At 70.4% G+C, this 15,995-nt stretch carries 18 protein-coding genes and 2 tRNA genes; 16 read left to right on the forward strand and 4 right to left on the reverse strand.

The features are described from left to right. Positions 1-68 precede the first annotated feature (68 nt). From Prubr_RS22650 to Prubr_RS22660, 3 genes are all read left to right on the forward strand, one after another. Positions 69-533, forward strand: coding sequence for a hypothetical protein (locus Prubr_RS22650; RefSeq protein WP_212816908.1), 465 nt, complete (start codon positions 69-71; stop codon positions 531-533). Positions 534-581: 48 nt separating this feature from the next. Beyond that, positions 582-905 carry a putative quinol monooxygenase gene (locus Prubr_RS22655; protein ID WP_212816909.1) on the forward strand — a complete coding sequence of 108 codons (324 nt, stop codon included), beginning with the start codon at positions 582-584 and terminating at the stop codon, positions 903-905. Positions 906-1,190: 285 nt separating this feature from the next. Beyond that, positions 1,191-1,535: an ADP-ribosylation/crystallin J1 gene (locus Prubr_RS22660; RefSeq protein WP_212816910.1), complete on the forward strand. Its 345-nt coding sequence runs from the start codon at positions 1,191-1,193 to the stop codon at positions 1,533-1,535. A 16-nt stretch (positions 1,536-1,551) separates the two neighbouring features. Here Prubr_RS22660 and Prubr_RS22665 read toward each other — a convergent pair whose 3' ends face one another. Then, on the reverse strand, positions 1,552-1,746 hold the full coding sequence (locus Prubr_RS22665) for a hypothetical protein (protein ID WP_212816911.1): 195 nt from the start codon (positions 1,744-1,746) through the stop codon (positions 1,552-1,554). A 389-nt stretch (positions 1,747-2,135) separates the two neighbouring features. On the opposite strand from Prubr_RS22665, the gene Prubr_RS22670 reads away from it, so the two are divergent. The 7 genes from Prubr_RS22670 to Prubr_RS22700 all read left to right on the forward strand — a co-directional run bounded on the left by Prubr_RS22670 (position 2,136) and on the right by Prubr_RS22700 (position 5,438). After that, entirely contained in the window at positions 2,136-3,071 is a 936-nt protein-coding gene (locus Prubr_RS22670; RefSeq protein ID WP_246567510.1) for a nitroreductase/quinone reductase family protein, read from the forward strand. 74 nt (positions 3,072-3,145) lie between these two features. Next, positions 3,146-3,484 carry a PadR family transcriptional regulator gene (locus Prubr_RS22675; RefSeq protein WP_212816912.1) on the forward strand — a complete coding sequence of 113 codons (339 nt, stop codon included), beginning with the start codon at positions 3,146-3,148 and terminating at the stop codon, positions 3,482-3,484. Then, the gene (locus Prubr_RS22680) at positions 3,481-4,308 is read left to right on the forward strand and encodes an ATP-binding cassette domain-containing protein (RefSeq protein WP_212816913.1); all 828 of its coding nucleotides are present in this window, start codon (positions 3,481-3,483) and stop codon (positions 4,306-4,308) included. The genes Prubr_RS22675 and Prubr_RS22680 overlap by 4 nt, the downstream gene beginning before the upstream one ends. After that, complete coding sequence (locus Prubr_RS22685) at positions 4,305-4,997, forward strand: hypothetical protein (RefSeq protein ID WP_212816914.1); 693 nt, start codon at positions 4,305-4,307, stop codon at positions 4,995-4,997. The genes Prubr_RS22680 and Prubr_RS22685 overlap by 4 nt, the downstream gene beginning before the upstream one ends. Before the next feature lie 48 nt (positions 4,998-5,045). Continuing rightward, positions 5,046-5,225, forward strand: a complete 180-nt coding sequence (locus Prubr_RS22690) for a hypothetical protein (protein ID WP_212816915.1) — start codon at positions 5,046-5,048, stop codon at positions 5,223-5,225. A 64-nt stretch (positions 5,226-5,289) separates the two neighbouring features. Then, positions 5,290-5,362: transfer RNA gene (locus Prubr_RS22695), tRNA-Leu, on the forward strand. A 1-nt stretch (position 5,363) separates the two neighbouring features. Further along, a tRNA-Leu gene (locus Prubr_RS22700) sits at positions 5,364-5,438 on the forward strand. 69 nt (positions 5,439-5,507) lie between these two features. Here the strand turns inward: Prubr_RS22700 and Prubr_RS22705 are convergent. Continuing rightward, positions 5,508-7,058, reverse strand: a complete 1,551-nt coding sequence (locus tag Prubr_RS22705) for a hypothetical protein (RefSeq protein WP_212816916.1) — start codon at positions 7,056-7,058, stop codon at positions 5,508-5,510. 251 nt (positions 7,059-7,309) lie between these two features. On the opposite strand from Prubr_RS22705, the gene Prubr_RS37740 reads away from it, so the two are divergent. Beyond that, positions 7,310-8,680 carry a pectate lyase family protein gene (locus Prubr_RS37740; protein ID WP_212816917.1) on the forward strand — a complete coding sequence of 457 codons (1,371 nt, stop codon included), beginning with the start codon at positions 7,310-7,312 and terminating at the stop codon, positions 8,678-8,680. Positions 8,681-8,733: 53 nt separating this feature from the next. Here the strand turns inward: Prubr_RS37740 and Prubr_RS22715 are convergent, their stop codons facing one another. Beyond that, on the reverse strand, positions 8,734-9,510 hold the full coding sequence (locus Prubr_RS22715; RefSeq protein ID WP_212816918.1) for an ABC transporter permease: 777 nt from the start codon (positions 9,508-9,510) through the stop codon (positions 8,734-8,736). Beyond that, positions 9,507-10,493 (reverse strand): ATP-binding cassette domain-containing protein, encoded by a 987-nt coding sequence (locus Prubr_RS22720; RefSeq protein WP_212816919.1) that lies wholly within the window; start codon positions 10,491-10,493, stop codon positions 9,507-9,509. The genes Prubr_RS22715 and Prubr_RS22720 overlap by 4 nt, the downstream gene beginning before the upstream one ends. 76 nt (positions 10,494-10,569) lie before the next feature. On the opposite strand from Prubr_RS22720, the gene Prubr_RS22725 reads away from it, so the two are divergent. From Prubr_RS22725 to Prubr_RS22745, 5 genes are all read left to right on the forward strand, one after another. Beyond that, the gene (locus Prubr_RS22725) at positions 10,570-11,352 is read left to right on the forward strand and encodes a TetR/AcrR family transcriptional regulator (RefSeq protein ID WP_212816920.1); all 783 of its coding nucleotides are present in this window, start codon (positions 10,570-10,572) and stop codon (positions 11,350-11,352) included. A 61-nt stretch (positions 11,353-11,413) separates the two neighbouring features. After that, a complete protein-coding gene (locus tag Prubr_RS22730; protein WP_212816921.1) occupies positions 11,414-11,632 on the forward strand; it encodes a helix-hairpin-helix domain-containing protein in 219 nt (72 codons plus the stop codon). Between the two features lie 26 nt (positions 11,633-11,658). Continuing rightward, positions 11,659-12,261 carry a mycothiol-dependent nitroreductase Rv2466c family protein gene (locus Prubr_RS22735; protein WP_212828372.1) on the forward strand — a complete coding sequence of 201 codons (603 nt, stop codon included), beginning with the start codon at positions 11,659-11,661 and terminating at the stop codon, positions 12,259-12,261. Between the two features lie 673 nt (positions 12,262-12,934). Beyond that, entirely contained in the window at positions 12,935-13,591 is a 657-nt protein-coding gene (locus Prubr_RS22740) for a response regulator transcription factor (protein WP_212816922.1), read from the forward strand. A 317-nt stretch (positions 13,592-13,908) separates the two neighbouring features. After that, on the forward strand, positions 13,909-15,984 hold the full coding sequence (locus Prubr_RS22745) for a M14 family zinc carboxypeptidase (RefSeq protein WP_246567512.1): 2,076 nt from the start codon (positions 13,909-13,911) through the stop codon (positions 15,982-15,984). Positions 15,985-15,995 lie beyond the last annotated feature (11 nt).

A 15,995-nucleotide genomic window follows, 5' to 3' on the forward strand; every position in this document is an offset into this window, starting at 1 on the left:
GCAGCCGGTCCCGGCCAGGGTTCCCGACCGCTGGCCCGCTGCGACCCGTGCCCGATAGCCTGTCGGCCATGACACGGGCGGCTGGCCGGTGGTCCCGGCCGCGCCGGCTCGCCGCCACCGTCGCGGCCGCGGTCTGTGTGGTCGTTGCGTCCTGCTACGGCTGCGATACCTACACCGACTACCGGCAGGCCGTCGAGGTCGCCGAGGCCGAGCGCGTGTTGACGACGTACCTGGAACGGGTCCGCGACGGCGACTTCCGTGGCGCCCACGAACTGCTGTGCGGCGATGTGCTGCACGACTACACCGAGGCCGAACACGAGGAGTTCCTCCGCCGCCAGCCGCCGCTCGCCGACTTCCGGCTCGGTGAACCGGACCGATGGTCGAGCCTCGAAGGCTCGTTCCTGACCTTCGGGGTCGACCTGACCTCGCGGGACGGGGCGGTGCAGCGCCTCGGTTTCGCGCTCGCGCTGTATTCCGGGGGCCAGCCGAGAGTCTGCGACAGAGCGGACTGGCGGGACGAGTGGTCCGGTTGACACCGGCGTACCGCTGACCGGACACCTGCCGTGGAGGAGGATGACGCCATGATCTTTATTACCGCGAAGTTCCTGATCAAGCCGGAGTACGCCGACCGGTGGCCGCAGATCGCCGCACCCTTCACCGAGGCGACGAGGGCCGAACCGGGCTGCCTGTGGTTCGACTGGTCGCGCAGCATCGACGACCCCGACGAGTACGTCCTCGTCGAGGCGTTCCGGGACGGCGACGCGGGCGCCGCCCACGTGAACTCCGCGCACTTCCGGCAGGCCCAGCGGGATCTGCCGGCGCACCTGCAGGCCACCCCGAAGATCGTCAGCCAGAGCGTCGACCAGGACGGCTGGTCGGACCTGGGCGAGATGGCCGTCGAGTAGGCCCGGCCCGCCGGTGGGTACCGCTGTCATGGCCCACAGCGAGTTCGCTGTCGTTACGCCGAATTCGCTGTGGGCCTGGACAGCGAATTCGTCTCCCGGCGGCACCACCCGCAGGGCCCCGGGACAATGATCGTCTGCTGAGCTGCCGTTCGACACGCCGTACGGTGAGCGGCGGAACAGCAGACGATCACGGCAGCGTGCGTACGCCGTCACCCCGTCGGCCGAATACCGTTGGTTCGGGCGTCCGTCCGGCCGGTAGCCTGCCCCGACCGGTGAGGAGGGGCGATGACCGAGACGATGACGTTGTGGCGGCCGACGGGCCCGCAGGAACTCGACCTCGTACGCGACTCGGGCTGGACGGCGTGGCCACCGCGCCTGCCGGACCAGCCGATCTTCTACCCGGTCCTCAACGAGCAGTACGCCGTCATGATCGCCCGGGACTGGAACGTGCCCGCCTCCGGCGCCGGCTTCGTCACCCGGTTCGAGGTCGACGCGGCGTTTGCCGCCCGCTACCCGGTCCAGCAGGTCGGCGGCCGCGACATCCTCGAACTCTGGGTGCCGGCCGAGGAACTGGACGAGTTCAACCGGCACATCGTCGGACCGATCGAGGTCGTGCACGAGTTCCGGTGAGCGCCGATGAGGCGACCTACGAACTCCGCCCGCGGTTGGCGATCCCGCGCATCCACAGACTCACCGCGGCCAGGAGGCATACCACGCCGACGACCGTCACCCCGGTCCGCAGCATCCATGGCGCATCGTCGAGGAACGGGAACATCCACTGGGCCACGAAGGCGGCGAAGGCGACGATCAACAGCAGTACGGCGACTATCCGATGCGACATTCACGTGACTATATGCGGAAGAGTCGTTCGGGCCGGCGTCCGTCCGTCCCCTGGGAGCCGGCCCGGGCGGGCGCTAGAATCAGCCGCGTGTCGCGTGCGAACCGCCTGACGACGGTGGTTGCATGGAGGCGCCTGTCATATCCGGGGAGCGAATCGTGAGTCCACACACGCCGCTCGCGTAACGCCGCCACGTCGGCGTGGCCTTTTCGTGCCACGCCCGGCCGCGATCGCCTGCACCCCGATCTTCATCCCAGCGACGCCCTGCGACGGATGTCCGCGTACGCCGGTGGCGTCCGTGCGACGCACGCTGCGCGTACGGCCGCTGACGTGCTCGGCCGTACGGCCACGCGTACCGGGCCTGTCGCCCATTCCAACCTGTGAGGAGAACCTTGTCCGAAAACCCCACGCACCCGCTTGGCTCCGCACCGCGGATCAGTGACTTCAATCGGTCCGTCGTCGACGAGTTCCGCGCCAACGGCGGAAAGGTCGGTGGCCTGTTCGAGGGCGGCAACCTGTTGCTGCTCACCACCACCGGCGCGAAGTCCGGCCGGTGGCAGACCAGCCTGCTCGGCTACGTCCGCGACGGCGACCGGCTGCTCGTCGTCGCTTCCGCCGGCGGCGCGCCGCGCCATCCGGCCTGGTACCACAACGTGATCGCCAACCCGCTGGTCCGCGTCGAGGTCGGCACCGAGATCTTCGAGGCGGTCGCGGTGCCCGCGCAGGGCGCCGAACGCGACCGGCTCTTCGCCCACGTCGTCGAGCGGGAGCCCGGGTACGGCGACTACCAGGCCGGCACCCGGCGACGAATTCCGGTGGTGGTGCTCGACCGGGTGCACGCCGACGTCGGCGGGCGCGAGGTGAACAACCTCGCCGACAAGCTCATGGAGATCCACGACTGGCTGCGGGACCAGTTGACGCGTACCCGGGCCGAGGCCGACGGGTACTTCGCGGCCCGGCAGGTTGCGGGCGGGCCGCCACCGGTCGGGTTGGGGATGCAGATCCGGCAGCACTGCCTGGCGTTCTGTCAGTCGCTGCATTTCCACCACACCAGCGAGGACGGGCACATGCTGCCCGGGCTGGAGCGGCAGTATCCGGACCTCGCGCCGGTGATCGGGCGGCTGCGGGCCGAGCACGTCACCGTCGACCGGATCCGGCGTGAACTGGAGGAGTTGTTGGCCGATGTGGACACCGCCGACCCGGTCCGGTTCCGGGCCGAACTGGACCGGATGACGGCCGAGTTGACCGCGCATCTGGCGTACGAGGAGGAGTCGTTGATTCCGCTCCTGGCGGGGGTGCCGTTCCCGCCGGGCGGCCCCGCCGCCTGACGCCGTCGGGACGGCTCCGGGAGGAAGGGGACTAGGTAGCACGACCAGCTAGCTGGTCGTGCTACCTTCTCGCGGTGGATCAGGAACGGCGGGCCCAATGGCTGCGGGGAGTCCTCGACCTGTGCGTGCTGGCGATGGTGGCCCGCCGCGAGTCGTACGGCTACGAGCTGTCGCAGGCGCTGGAGGCCGCCGGCCTCGGCCCGGTCAAGGGCGGCACGCTCTACCCCGTCCTGCTCCGGCTCCAGCGGGCCGGGCTCATCGTCGCCCACTGGCGTGAGGGCGGTGCCGGGCCGGCCCGCAAGTACTACCGGATCACCGGCGACGGCCACGACGTGCTGCGGCAGGCCGCCGCCGACTGGGATCGCTTCGCCGGCGGGGTCGGCGCGATACTACGGGAGGTACCAGCGCGGTGAACCAGGATGTATGGCTGGCCGCCCTCGTCGGCGAACTGCGCCGGCACGGCGTCGGCCCGGACCTCGCCGGGCACGTGGTCGCCGAGGCGGCCACCCACCTGCGCGACAGCGGAGAGCCGCCGCTGTCCGCGTTCGGCCCGCCGGGGGCGTACGCCCGTGACGTCGCCGAGAGCATCGGCGCCGCCGCACCGGCCCCGCGCCGCCAACCGCCCGGCCCGGTCCGCCTCGACGTACGCGGGATCAGCAAGCGCTACCGCCGCCACCGCGTCCTCAGCGACGTCAACCTGACCGTACGCGCCGGCCAGATCGCCGCCGTCGTCGGCGCCAACGGCGCCGGCAAGAGCACCTTCCTGCGCATCTGTGCCGGCCTCGTCAGCCCCGACCGGGGCGAGGTGCACGCCTACGGCAGCCTCGGCTACTGCCCGCAGGACGGCGGCACCCGCGAGTTCCTCACCCCCGACGAGCACTTCGTCCTCATCGGCGCCGGCCGGGACCTGGACCGGGCGGCGGCCCGCCGGGCCGGTCGGGCGCACGCCGCCCGCCTGGACTGGAAGCCGGACCACGGTCGGCTGGCCGGGCAACTCTCCGGCGGCACCCGGCAGAAGCTCAACCTGGTCATGGCCCGGCTCGGCGAACCCGACATCCTGCTGCTCGACGAGCCCTACCAGGGCTTCGACCGCGGCGCCTACCTCGACTTCTGGCACGAGGTCTGGCGGTGGCGCGACACCGGCACCGCCGTCGTGGTCGTCACCCACCTGCTCAACCAACTCGACCGGGTCGACATCGTGCTCGACCTGACCCCCGACCGGGAACGCATCTCATGAAGAAGATCATCGTCACGGCCGACCTGGCGCTGCGCGAGATCGCCCGCCGGCGCACCGTACTCGTCGTCCTCGCCGTGCTGCCGCTGGCCTTCTATCTCAGCCGGCGCGGCGACCACCTCGGCCAGTCGATCCGGTTCGTCTGCCTCGGCCTCGGCTGGGCACTGAGCACCGCCGCGCTCTTCGCCGGCAGCGCCGCCCGCCCGATCGAGCCGCGGCTGCGCCTGTCCGGCTACGGCAGCCGGCACCTCGTCCTGGGCCGCCTCCTGGCACTGTGGACGGTCGGGCTGCTGCTGTCGCTGCCGTACTACCTGCTCATCCTCGTCGACCAGCACGACGTGCGGTACGGCGCCATCGCCGTGGTGATGCTGCTGACCGTGGCGGTCGCGGCGCCGTTCGGGCTGGCCCTGAGCGCCGTCCTGCCCCGCGAACTCGAAGGCACGCTGGTGCTGCTCATCGTGGTCGGCCTCCAGATGATGACCGACCCGGCGGCCACCGCGTCGCGGGCGCTGCCGTTCTGGTTCAGCCGCGAGATCGGCACGTACGCGATCGACCACACCGACTCCGGATACCTCGACCGGGGCCTGCTGCACGGCGTCGCCTTCGCGGTCGCGCTGACCGCGCTCGTGGTCGTGGCGGCGTCCGTCCGGCTCCGGAGCCGTCCACACCTGCGGTTGCACCCGACGCCGTGAGCCGCCGTACGGTCGGTCAGCCGATCCACTGTGGAGACGCTTAATCCGTTGCCCCGCACCGGGGCCGGCCGTACCGTACTGATCAGCACCGGACGGGGCGAGCAGGGGAGGGGCGGAGCGGTGACGACGTACGGAGTTTCGGACCGGCTGTGGCCGGCACTGCCCGGCGCGGCCACCACGGCCCGCGCCGCACTACTCGCCGACCACCCGGCCCGGCGGACCGGCTAGCGCGCCTCACCCACGTCCGCCGCCCGCCCCGACCCCCGGGAACGGGCGGCTTTTCGTATCACCCGCCCTCGTGGCCCAACGGCAGAGGCACGACGTTGAGGACGTCGACGGTGCGCGTTCGAATCGCGCCGAGGGCACGCCCGGATAGCCCAACCGGCAGGAGGCCCGCCGCTTAGGACGGCGACAGTGCGCGTTCGAATCGCGCTCCGGGCACGACCCTATCGGGGGTGCGGGGGCCGTCGACCACAACCGTCGACGGCCCCCGCGTGATACCTACGCCCTCTACCGGGGGCCGGGTGCCGGCTGGCACGGCGCGATCTCGCTCGGCGTGCGCGGGCCGACGAGCGGCACGGCGTACGGGCCCTCGCTCTCGACGTAGGTGATCAGCCCGGTGGCGAGGTTGACCGCCCCGACCGGGCCCATCGTCTCGACGCAGGAGGCGTTGACGAACACGTTCGTGGCCCGGCGGGTGCCGTTGCGGGTGACCCGGTAGGCGTGGCTGGGGAATGCGGTGACCTCGGTGCTGATCAGCAGGTCGGTGTCGGTGAACGTGCCGACCAGGGTGGCCTCCAGCGGCGGCGCGCCCAGGACGAGGTCGGTGGCGTGCCGGTGGGCCAGCGTGAAGGTGTTCCCGTCGATGCTGTAGTCGGCCGGGTCCGGAACCGTCTCGTTGCCGTACTGGCGGCAGTTGCGGATCACCCCGGTGTCCAGGTTCGTGAACGTCCACAGCCGGATGCTGTGCGCCGGGTCGTCGCTCAGCCGGGGCCGGGTCATGCCGGTGCCGTCCCAGAAGAATTCGAACGTCGTGGTGATCCGGGCGTCGCCGTCCGCGCCGTAGCCGACGTGGTTGTCGCCGTAGAAGAACGACTCGAGCCGGATGCGGGCGTTGCGCCACTTGGGCCGGCAGTCCTCCGGAACGTCGATGGAGCCCAGATCGGTCCAGACACCGCCGGCGATGGTGAGTTCCAGCGGCTCGATGTGGAACGGGTCGACGACGGCGAACTGCGGGATCCACGACTTCAGCTCGATCTCGTACCGGTCCAGGACGGTGATCGTCACCTCGTCGTGCCTCGGGCTGCCGCCCGCGCCGGAGACCGCGGTGAACCGCAGGACGTAGCTGCCGGGGGCGGAGAACTCGACCTCGGTGTCCGGCGCGCCGGACGCGAACGTGACCCGGCCGGGGCCGGAGACCTTCTGCCAGGCGGATGCGGTCGCGGTACCGGTGATCGAGCCGCCGAGGTTGCCGGTCCGGGAGCCGGTCACCGGCCGGTCCTCGCCGGCCGACACGATCAGCAGCGGGCAGCCGTCGGTGCCGACGTCGGTGCCGACCGGGGTGTCGGGGCACAGGTCCTCGCTGTCGCGGACGCCGTCGCCGTCGGTGTCGACGAAGCCGGTCGGATCGAGGACCAGCTGCCAGGTGCCGTTGTTGTCGGGGAAGGCGGCGACGTCGTCGTTGATGACCAGTTCCAGTTCGCCGACCCCGCCGAGGGTCGTCGGTCCGGCGCCGATGTACCGGTAGGGGCCCGACCCGACCCGCCCGATCAGGGCCAGGGCCGGCAGTTGCGGGGCGACGGCGTTGCCCAGGTGTCGGATCGTCGGGTGGCCGGCCGGTGGTACGACGTCACCGGATTCGAACGACCCGCCCCAGTAGCCGATGACACCCGACGCGGACACGGTGACGCCCTCGCCCTCGGCGAGCACGATCCCGGTCCGGTACGGGTTGACGTCGACCGGCATCGCGACGGTGGCCGGGTCGGCCGCCGCCGGCGCCTGGATGCCGCCTGTCAGGAGCAGGGCCACGGTGGTGACCAGCAGAGTGCGCCGAATTCCCATGCGTCAACTCCTTCGACCGCGTGGGCCTCAGCCCGTCGCGACGGGTGGACCGAAACGCGAAGGAGCGTGGCACGACTGTCGCTTGTGGCCAAGCGGACTGACGGACATCGGTCTGTTTCCGCCGGGACCGGATCCCGGAAAGCCGTTATGTCGGCGTCGGTGACCCGTCTGTAACCCGACGGGCCCGCGGTGGCCGCCCAGCCACCATCCGTCTCCGCCAACGGCTCCACGACACCAGGAAGGACCAAGACGTGAAAGGCACCCCGACCCGACGACGGGCGACGGTCATCCTCGCCACGGCAGTCACCGCCACCCTCGTCACCGGCGTCCTGACCGCCGTCTCCGCCCAGGCCGCCGCCGGTTGCCAGGTCACCTACACCACCACCGGTCAGTGGCCCGGCGGCTTCACCGCCAACATCACCGTCAGGAACCTCGGCGATCCGGTCGACGGATGGCGCCTCGGCTGGACCTTCCCCGCCGGGCAGACCATCACCAACGCCTGGGGCTTCACCGCGAACCCCACCAGTGGCACGATCACCGCCACCAACGTCGACTACAACGCGAGTCTGCCCACCGGCACCAGCACCGACGTCGGCTTCAACGGCACGTGGAACAACACGGCCAACCCCGCACCCACCACCTTCACCCTCAACGGCACCACCTGCACCGGAACCACCAACCCCGGCACCCCACCACCGACCACGACGCCACCCACCACGCCGCCGCCGACGACGCCGCCCACGACACCGCCGCCGACCGGTCCGCCGCAGGCAGGCCTGGTCGGCTGGGCCACCCAGGGCGGTGGCACGACCGGTGGCGGCAACACGGCACCGACCACCGTCGACAACCTCACCGCACTGCGGTCGGCCGCCGCGGCTACCGGGGCAGCCGTGATCCGGGTGTCCGGCACCATCTCCTGCTCCGGCATGCTCAACGTGCGGTCGAACAAGACCATCGTCGGCAACCCCGGTGCGACGATCGTCGGCTGCGGCTTCAACATCTCGGGCTCCACCAACGTGGTCGTGCGCAACCTGACCTTCCGCGACTGGAACGACGACGCCATCAACATCCAGGCGTCGAGCCGGGTCTGGATCGACCACCTGACCCTGTCGAACGGCGCGGACGGTGCCATCGACATCAAGGAGGGGTCGGACTACGTCACCGTCTCGTGGAACCGCATCTTCGACCACCACAAGGCGCTGCTGCTCGGCCACGACGACGACAACGGCGCCCAGGACCGCGGCAAGCTGCGGGTGACGTACCACCACAACTGGTTCGACGGCACCGTCACCCGCAACCCGATGGTCCGCTTCGGCAACCCGGTGCACGTCTACAACAACTTCTACGACGGCGTCGCCTCGTACGGCGTCCGGTCCCTGCTGGGCGCCGGGGTGCTGATCGAGGGCAACTATTTCGAGAACACCAAGGACCCGTTCCACCGGGGCGTCGACGGCACCCTGCTGGGCAACATCGTGGCCCGCGGCAACACGTTCGTCGGCTCCGGTTCCGGCACCGCCGGCGGCAGCGTCGCCGGCATCCCGTACGCCTACACAATGGACCCCTCCGGCAACGTGAAGTCCATCGTCCAGGCCGGCGCGGGCGCGGGACGCATCACCGCCTGACCCGATCCGGGCCGTGCGGGGCCGTCGGCGACCGTCGACGACCCCGCACGGCGCTACGACCGCAGTCTGCGGTAGGCGTACGCCGACAGTGGCAGGAACACCGCCGTGATCAGGACGGGCCAGCCGACGGCGAGCGCGACGGCGTGGTCGGCGAGGATCCCGCTGGTCGCGCCGGTCGGGTTGCCGAAGAGTTCCCGTACGGCGGTCGCCGTCGCCGAGACCGGATTCCACACGGTGACCGCGGCGAGCCAGCCCGGCATCGTCTCGGCGGAGACGAACACCGTCGACAGGAACCCGACCGGCCAGATGAGGGTCTGCACCGCCATCGTCGTGCTGTCGCCCCTGAAGGCGAGACCGAGGTAGACGCCGACCCACAGCAGCGCGAACCGCAGGGCCAGGAGCAGCAGTACGGCCAGTGCCGCGGAGCCGAAGTCACTGGTGATCCGCCAGCCGATGAGCAGGCCGCCACCGATCAGGACGGCGAGTTCGACGGCCGAGCTGGCCATGTCGGCCCCGACCCGGCCGAGCGCGACCGAGGCGCTGCCGATCGGCATGGAACGGAACCGGTCGGTGATCCCCTTCTTCGCGTCGTTCGCCATCGCCGACGTCGTCGCCTCCAGGCCGAACATCATCGTCAGGGCCAGCATGCCGGGCAGCAGGAAGTCGACGTAGCCGCCGCCGGGTATGTCGATCGCGCCGCCGAACAGCAGCCCGAACATCAGCAGCAGCGCGACCGAGAACAGCAGGCTGAAGATCGGGGTCCACGGCTGCCTGACCCAGTGCAGGAGATCCCGCTGGGTGATGATCCATCCGGATCGCAGGGTGTTCATCGACGTGCGACCTCCTTGTCGGCGGCTGGAGCGGTGCCGCTCGAAGTGGCGTCGGTCAGGGTCAGGAAGACCTCGTCCAGGGTCGGTCGGCGCAGGAGCAGGTCCTCGGGGCCGATCCCGGTGGCGTCGAGCGCGCGGACGATCTCGGCGAGTCCGACGACGCCGTCGCCCACCTCGAAGGTGAGGGTGTGCGTCTCGGCGTCGACGAGTGCCGTGCCGCCGACGGCCGCGCCGAGCCGCTCCGCCGCCGATCCGAGCGGCTCGGCGCGGGGGAGCGTGACGACGACGCGGTCGCCGCCGAGCTGCCGCTTGAGCGCGTTCGGGGTGTCGGAGGCGATGACCCGGCCGTGGTTCATCACCGAGATCCGGTCGGCCATCTGGTCGGCCTCGTCCAGGTACTGCGTGGTCAGCAGCACCGTCGTCCCACGGGCGGCGATCCCGCGTACGGTGTTCCAGACGTCGTTGCGGGCCCGTGGGTCCAGGCCGGTGGTCGGCTCGTCGAGGAACAGCACCGCCGGGGCCAGGATCAGGCCCGCCGCGATGTCGAGCCGGCGCCGCATCCCGCCGGAGTACGTCGACACCGGGCGGTCGGCCGCTTCGGTGAGGTCGAACGAGGCGAGCAGTTCGGCGGCGCGGGCCCGGGCGGCGGCCTTGCCCAGCCCGAACAGCCGCCCGAACATGACCAGGTTCTGCCGGCCGCCGAGGATCTCGTCGACGGCCGCGTGCTGGCCGACCAGTCCGATGCTGCGCCGTACGGCGTGTGGCTCGGTGCGCACGTCGTGCCCGGCGACGGTGGCGGTGCCGCTGTCGAGGTCGATGAGGGTGGTCAGCGCCCGTACGGCGGTGCTCTTGCCGGCGCCGTTCGGGCCGAGCAGTCCGTGGATGGTTCCCGCCTCGACATCGAGGTCGAAGCCGTTCAGGGCGTCCAGGTCGCCGTACCTCTTGCGAAGGTCTCTCGCGGTCAGTGAGTGGTCGCGTGCCATGGGACTCCTTAACTCCGTATGGCGTACGGTGTGGCGGCGCCGAATCACCGTACACCAAACGGAGTAGCATCCGCCTATGGAAAACGAAGCCGGGGCGGCGCCCGACTACGACCGGACGCTCATGCTGCTGTGGCGACGTACGCTCGGCGAGCCGCAGGGATCCCGCGGCCCCCGGCAGCGGCTGAGCGTCGACGAGGTGGTGCGGGCCGGGATCGCGGTCGCCGACGCCGACGGGCTGGAGACCTTCTCCATGCGCAAGGTCGCCGAACGGCTCGGCCTCGGGGTGATGTCGATCTACACGTACGTGCCCGGCCGGGAGGAGCTGATCGGGCTGATGGTCGACGAGGTCCAGGGCGAACGTGAACTTCCGGAACTCACCGGTCCGCTCCGTGAACGGCTCGCCCGCGTCGCCCGCGAACTGTGGGACGAGTTCCACCGCCACCCCTGGCTGCTCCAGGTGACCCACCACCGGCCGTTCATCGGCCCGAACGGCGCCGACCGCTACGAGTGGCAACTGCGGGCGATCGAGGGGATCGGCTTCGGCGACATCGAGATGGACCAGATCATCACGCTGGTCAGCGGGTTCGCCGCCAGCGCCGCCCGGGCCTCGATCGAAGCCCGCCGGGCCCAGGAGATCTCGGGGATCACCGACCTGCAGTGGTGGGAGATCAACGCCCCCATCCTCGACCGGATCATGGAGCCGGGCCGGTACGTGATCTCCGACCGGGTCGGTACGGCTGCCGGGCAGGCGTACAACGCGGTCAGCGATCCGGATCTGGCCTTCCGGTTCGGCCTCGACCGCATCCTCGACGGGATCGACCTGCTTGCCGCCGTCCGGTCGTCCGGCGAAACCGACTGACTGTCGGTGCCGGCCGGTAGCCTCGCGGTGTCGGCGCACCCGCAGAGGTTGGAGAACCGTCATGGCTGCCCAGGAATCCGCCCCGCAGACCGAGTTCCCGCGCAGCATCGGCAAGGTGGCGACGCGGGAGCTGGCCGCGAACGGATACACCCGGTTCGCGCAGCTGACGACCACCACCCCCGCCGATCTGCTCAAGATCCACGGTGTCGGGAAGAAGAGCATCTCGATCCTGCGTGAGGAACTGGCCGAGCGCGGCCTGTCGTTCGCCGACGGCTCCTGACCGCCCGACCATCGAGGGCCGTGCGGATGCTGGTCGACTTCTGGTTCGACCCGAGCTGCCCCTACACGTGGATCACCTCCCGCTGGATGGTCGAGGTCGCGGCCGTGCGGCCGGTGACGGTCCGCTGGCGGATCATGAGCCTGTCCGTGCTCAACGAGGGGCGGCCCGACGATCCCGAAGGTGACCCGGAGGGCTACCTGTGGGGCCCGGTCCGGGTCTGCGCGGCGGTGGAACGGCGACACGGTGCTGCGGCCCTGGACCGCTTCTTCACCGTGTACGGCGTGCGGGTCCACGAGCGTGGCGAGTGGGCCGACATCGGGGACGTGCTCGCCGACGCCGGTCTGCCCCGGGACCTGGCCTCCGCCGCCGGCTCCACGGAGCACGACGCCGCGGTGCGGGAGTCCCACGCACGGGGCATCGACCTGGTGGGGCGGCACGTCGGCACCCCGATCATCAGCGCGGACGGCCCGGACGGTCGGCGGATCGCGTTCTTCGGGCCGGTGATCTCCCGCATTCCGCGCGGGGAGCGGGCCGGCCGGCTCTGGGACGGCACCCTGCTGGTGGCGGGGGAGCCGTCGTTCCACGAGTTGAAGGGGCGCCCGGCCGCCGATCCCACGTACGACCACTGAAGACATTCCACTGTCCACCGGTTCGCGCCGGTTGGCGGGATGGCGAGCGTATTCGGTGTAAGGGTTGTTGGCATTTTTGGGAAGTGATATCGCCTGTCGCGGAAGTGGGGCACCATTGTCCCATCAGTGGGACTGTTCCAAATGTTACATTTTACTTAAATCCGATATCCCGGGCACCGTGCTTCGAAATGTCGATCCGGGCATGGAGCATCATGATCTATGAATTGTCGGCCTTTAATTGTCGAAGATGTGATCCGTGAGCATCATTCGGATTCTGGACAGTGCAATTTCATTCTGTTGAGATGTATTGCTCACCGTCCCGCCATGTGCTTAGCTGACCAGCAAGATCCACTCCCGTGAATCGGAGGAAGCTGTGCGTCGATCTCTCGCGCCACGGCCGGCAGGCCGCGTCGGGCGCCACCTCGCGGCGGCCCCGGCGGGCGTTGCGGATGCGGTGCCGAACCGTGGGTTGCCGGGTTGACGAAGTCGTCGACGGGTTGAGGGCTCCGTACGCCCGGAGCGAGGGGCAGGACGACCCGTTCCGAGCGGGTGGCGAGGCGCCGGGGACATCTGCCCGAAACCGGGTCGATCTAGCGTCTGGGCAGTTCACGGCCGGTCCGGTCGACAGGCTTCAGGAGCTTGTCGACCTCCTGAGGCCCAGAGGAGCAACTGGATGCGAGCACTGCTTGTGGAGGACGACCTGCGTGTCGCCTCCGCGCTGTCTTCGGCCCTGCGCCGTCGGGGCCACATGGTCATTCCCGCGACGACCGCGGCCGAGGCCCTCCGGGCGGGGCCGGTCGACCTGGTCCTGCTCGACCTCAACCTGCCCGACCGGGACGGCCTGGAGGTCTGCCGGGAGTTGCGGCGGCGTAACGCCGACGTCTGCATCATCGCCGTGACCGCCCGCGGCGAGGAACAGGACCGCGTGATCGGGCTGCGCGCCGGCGCCGACGACTACGTGGTCAAGCCCTTCTCCATGGCCGAACTGCAGGCCCGGATCGAGGCGGTCATGCGTCGGACCGCGCGCGCCCAACGGGCCGAGGGTGTGCTGGAGGTCGATCCGTTGCGGATCGACGTGACCGCCCGGCGGGTCTGGGTGGACGATCGGGAGGTGAGCCTGACCCGCAAGGAGTTCGAGCTGCTGACGGCGCTGGCCAGGCAGGCCGGGACGGTGGTGCCGCGGGAGCGGCTGCTGCTGGAGATCTGGCAGACCACCTTCGCCGCCGGACACACCCTTGACGTGCACGTCGCCGCCCTACGGAGCAAATTGGACGATGCCAGCCTGGTGCAGACCGTACGGGGGGTGGGCTACCGCCTGCGGGTGGCCTAGGTCCGCACGCCCGGCGGCGGGTGGCGATCGCGCCCGTCGGGGCCGGCGACACCCTGGCGGTGCTCGTCCGCGTCGCGGGGATGAAGCTCAGCGTGACCGTCGCCCGGTAACGGTGTCCCCGGGTCGGCCTGAGTACCGGGTACGACCTCTGTCGAGTCTCAGATGATCCTCAAGAATCCTCAGGTTTCCAAGACGGCACGGTCGGTCTGACGTGTGCTGTCTCCACCTAGGTCCAGCCTCAATGCACAGGAGCCCCCATGCTGCATAGACGGCCAGCGGCAATAGCGCTAGCTGCACTGCTCGCGGCCACCGTATCGGTGGTCGCCTCACCAACCGCCGCCTCGGGCAACCCGTTGACCCGGGTGCCCGCCCTCAACGCCGCGGAACCGAACCAGGTCCAGGACCTCACGGTCACCCAGGGGTACGGCTTCGCCACCCTGGCCTGGACCCATGTCGACGGCGCCACCGACTACCAGATCGAGCGCACGCCGGTGGGCGCGGACGACGTGCCGACCGGCAACCCCGTCATCACCGGGCTCTGGCGCCCCAACCGCCAGGTCAACAACGAGTCGCCGACCTTCGCCGACGCCGGATTCAACCCGGGTCTGCGGTTCCAGTGGCGGGTGCGGGCCCGGTTCGGCACCACCGAGCAGCCGTACTCGGTCCCGGTCTCCGGCACCACCCAGGCCTCCTGGGGCGACCCGAACGTGCCCGGCGAGAGCCTGCGTACCCAGTGGGAGACCACCCAGGCCGCCCAGTACACCAGCGACGTCAACGAGTACGCCTACACCGCCGCCATCGACGAGCTGAGCGACCGGATGCGGGTGGTGGAGATCGGGCGCACCATCCTCGACCGTCCGATCAACATGATGGTCTTCGGCTACCCGACCCCGCCGACCACGCCCGAGGCGATCGCGGCGACCTCGCCCGTGTTGATCAACTGCAACGTGCACGGCAACGAGCCGGGTGACCGGGAGGCCTGCCTGATCCTGGCCCGGCAGCTGGCGTTCAGCCAGGACCCCGGCACGCTCGACGTGCTCTCCAACTCGACGGTGCTCATCGTCCCGACCATCAACGGCGACGGCCGGGCCGCCAACACCCGGGGCAACAACGCGGGGCAGGACCTGAACCGCGACTACTCCCTGGTCCGTCAGCCGGAGACGCTCGCGTTCGTCAAGATGCTCCAGGAGTACCGGCCGGTGGCCGGCTACGACGGTCACGAGTACGGCAACAGCGGCACCGGTGACCTGCCGATGCTTCCGCCGCGGCACCAGAACGTGGCCCGGGAGATCTTCGACGAGTCGATGAACATGATCGAAGGCCACATGTACGAGCAGGGCGCCACCGACGGCTGGTGGGCCTGCCCGTACGGCTGCACCGGCGCCAGCGTGGGCCTGGGCGAGGAGACCATCCTCCGCAACACCTTGGGTCTGAAGAACGTGGTCAACTCCCTGCTCGAGCTGCGCAGCTCCGGTGGGGCCACCCGGCCGGACGAGGGCAACACCTCGAACAACCGCCGCCGCAAGGGCTACTCCGCACTGTGGACCTTCACCCAGTTCCTCGACTACCACCGGGCCAACCACGGCGCGATCCGGGAGGCGCGGGGCGAGGCGATCAAGCTGCAGAGCGGGAACACCGGACGGATCGTCTTCCGGGGCTCGCACGAGGTTCCCGCCCACCCGGCGCCGCACCCGGGCGAGACCCCGCCGCCGGTGGACGCACCGCGGGCGGAGTTGATCCTCGACAACGCGCCGTGCGCGTACCGGCTCACCGAGGAGCAGTACAACGGTGAGCGCACCGACGGCGCGGCCGGGCATCGTACGACGGTGGCCCAGCGGCTCGCGGCCCACGGCTGGCGGGTCGTCAAGGTCGGCGACGGCTACTTCGTTCCGCTGACCCAGCCCGAGCGGGGCCTGATCCCCCTGCTGCTGGACGGAACCGGTGTCGAGCGGCTGGTCGCCGGTGAGCGGGTCTACCCGACCCTGACCGGCCGGCACAACGGGCCGCTGCGGGTGAGCGGCTTCGCCTGTGTCGCGGACGCCAACGTCAACGGACCGGTCAACGTGCAGCCGGGCGCCGTCCTGGTCGCCAGCGGCTCGTCCTTCAACGGTCCCATCACCGCCGCCGGGTCCGCGGGCCTGTTCATGTCCGGCAACACCGTGCACGGCCCGATCCAGGTCACCAACGTGACGGACGCGGTCTCCCTGATCAACAACCGGGTCAACGGTCCGGTCAACCTGGTCGGGAACCCCGCCGGTGGCAACGCCCCGTTCGTGGCGGCGAACACCATCCAGGGTCCGCTGAACTGCGCGCAGAACACCCGGGTGCCGACCAACCTGGAGTTGTCGAACTCGGTCGCCGGACCCAGGTCCGGCCAGTGCGCGGGTATCTAGTAACCCGCGAC

This window comes from Polymorphospora rubra (assembly GCF_018324255.1).
Classification (GTDB): Bacteria; Actinomycetota; Actinomycetes; order Mycobacteriales; family Micromonosporaceae; genus Polymorphospora; species Polymorphospora rubra.

Excerpts from the sequence above, each read along its gene's own strand:
- Prubr_RS22735 (WP_212828372.1), top strand. The coding sequence starts at position 11,659 with ATGCTGGTCGACTTCTGGTTCGACCCGAGCTGCCCCTACACGTGGATC.
- Prubr_RS22740 (WP_212816922.1), top strand. The coding sequence starts at position 12,935 with ATGCGAGCACTGCTTGTGGAGGACGACCTGCGTGTCGCCTCCGCGCTG.
- Prubr_RS22705 (WP_212816916.1), bottom strand. The coding sequence starts at position 7,058 with ATGGGAATTCGGCGCACTCTGCTGGTCACCACCGTGGCCCTGCTCCTG.
- Prubr_RS22650 (WP_212816908.1), top strand. The coding sequence starts at position 69 with ATGACACGGGCGGCTGGCCGGTGGTCCCGGCCGCGCCGGCTCGCCGCC.
- Prubr_RS22685 (WP_212816914.1), top strand. The coding sequence starts at position 4,305 with ATGAAGAAGATCATCGTCACGGCCGACCTGGCGCTGCGCGAGATCGCC.
- Prubr_RS22660 (WP_212816910.1), top strand. The coding sequence starts at position 1,191 with ATGACCGAGACGATGACGTTGTGGCGGCCGACGGGCCCGCAGGAACTC.
- Prubr_RS22655 (WP_212816909.1), top strand. The coding sequence starts at position 582 with ATGATCTTTATTACCGCGAAGTTCCTGATCAAGCCGGAGTACGCCGAC.
- Prubr_RS22720 (WP_212816919.1), bottom strand. The coding sequence starts at position 10,493 with ATGGCACGCGACCACTCACTGACCGCGAGAGACCTTCGCAAGAGGTAC.
- Prubr_RS22715 (WP_212816918.1), bottom strand. The coding sequence starts at position 9,510 with ATGAACACCCTGCGATCCGGATGGATCATCACCCAGCGGGATCTCCTG.
- Prubr_RS22725 (WP_212816920.1), top strand. The coding sequence starts at position 10,570 with ATGGAAAACGAAGCCGGGGCGGCGCCCGACTACGACCGGACGCTCATG.
- Prubr_RS22665 (WP_212816911.1), bottom strand. The coding sequence starts at position 1,746 with ATGTCGCATCGGATAGTCGCCGTACTGCTGTTGATCGTCGCCTTCGCC.
- Prubr_RS22730 (WP_212816921.1), top strand. The coding sequence starts at position 11,414 with ATGGCTGCCCAGGAATCCGCCCCGCAGACCGAGTTCCCGCGCAGCATC.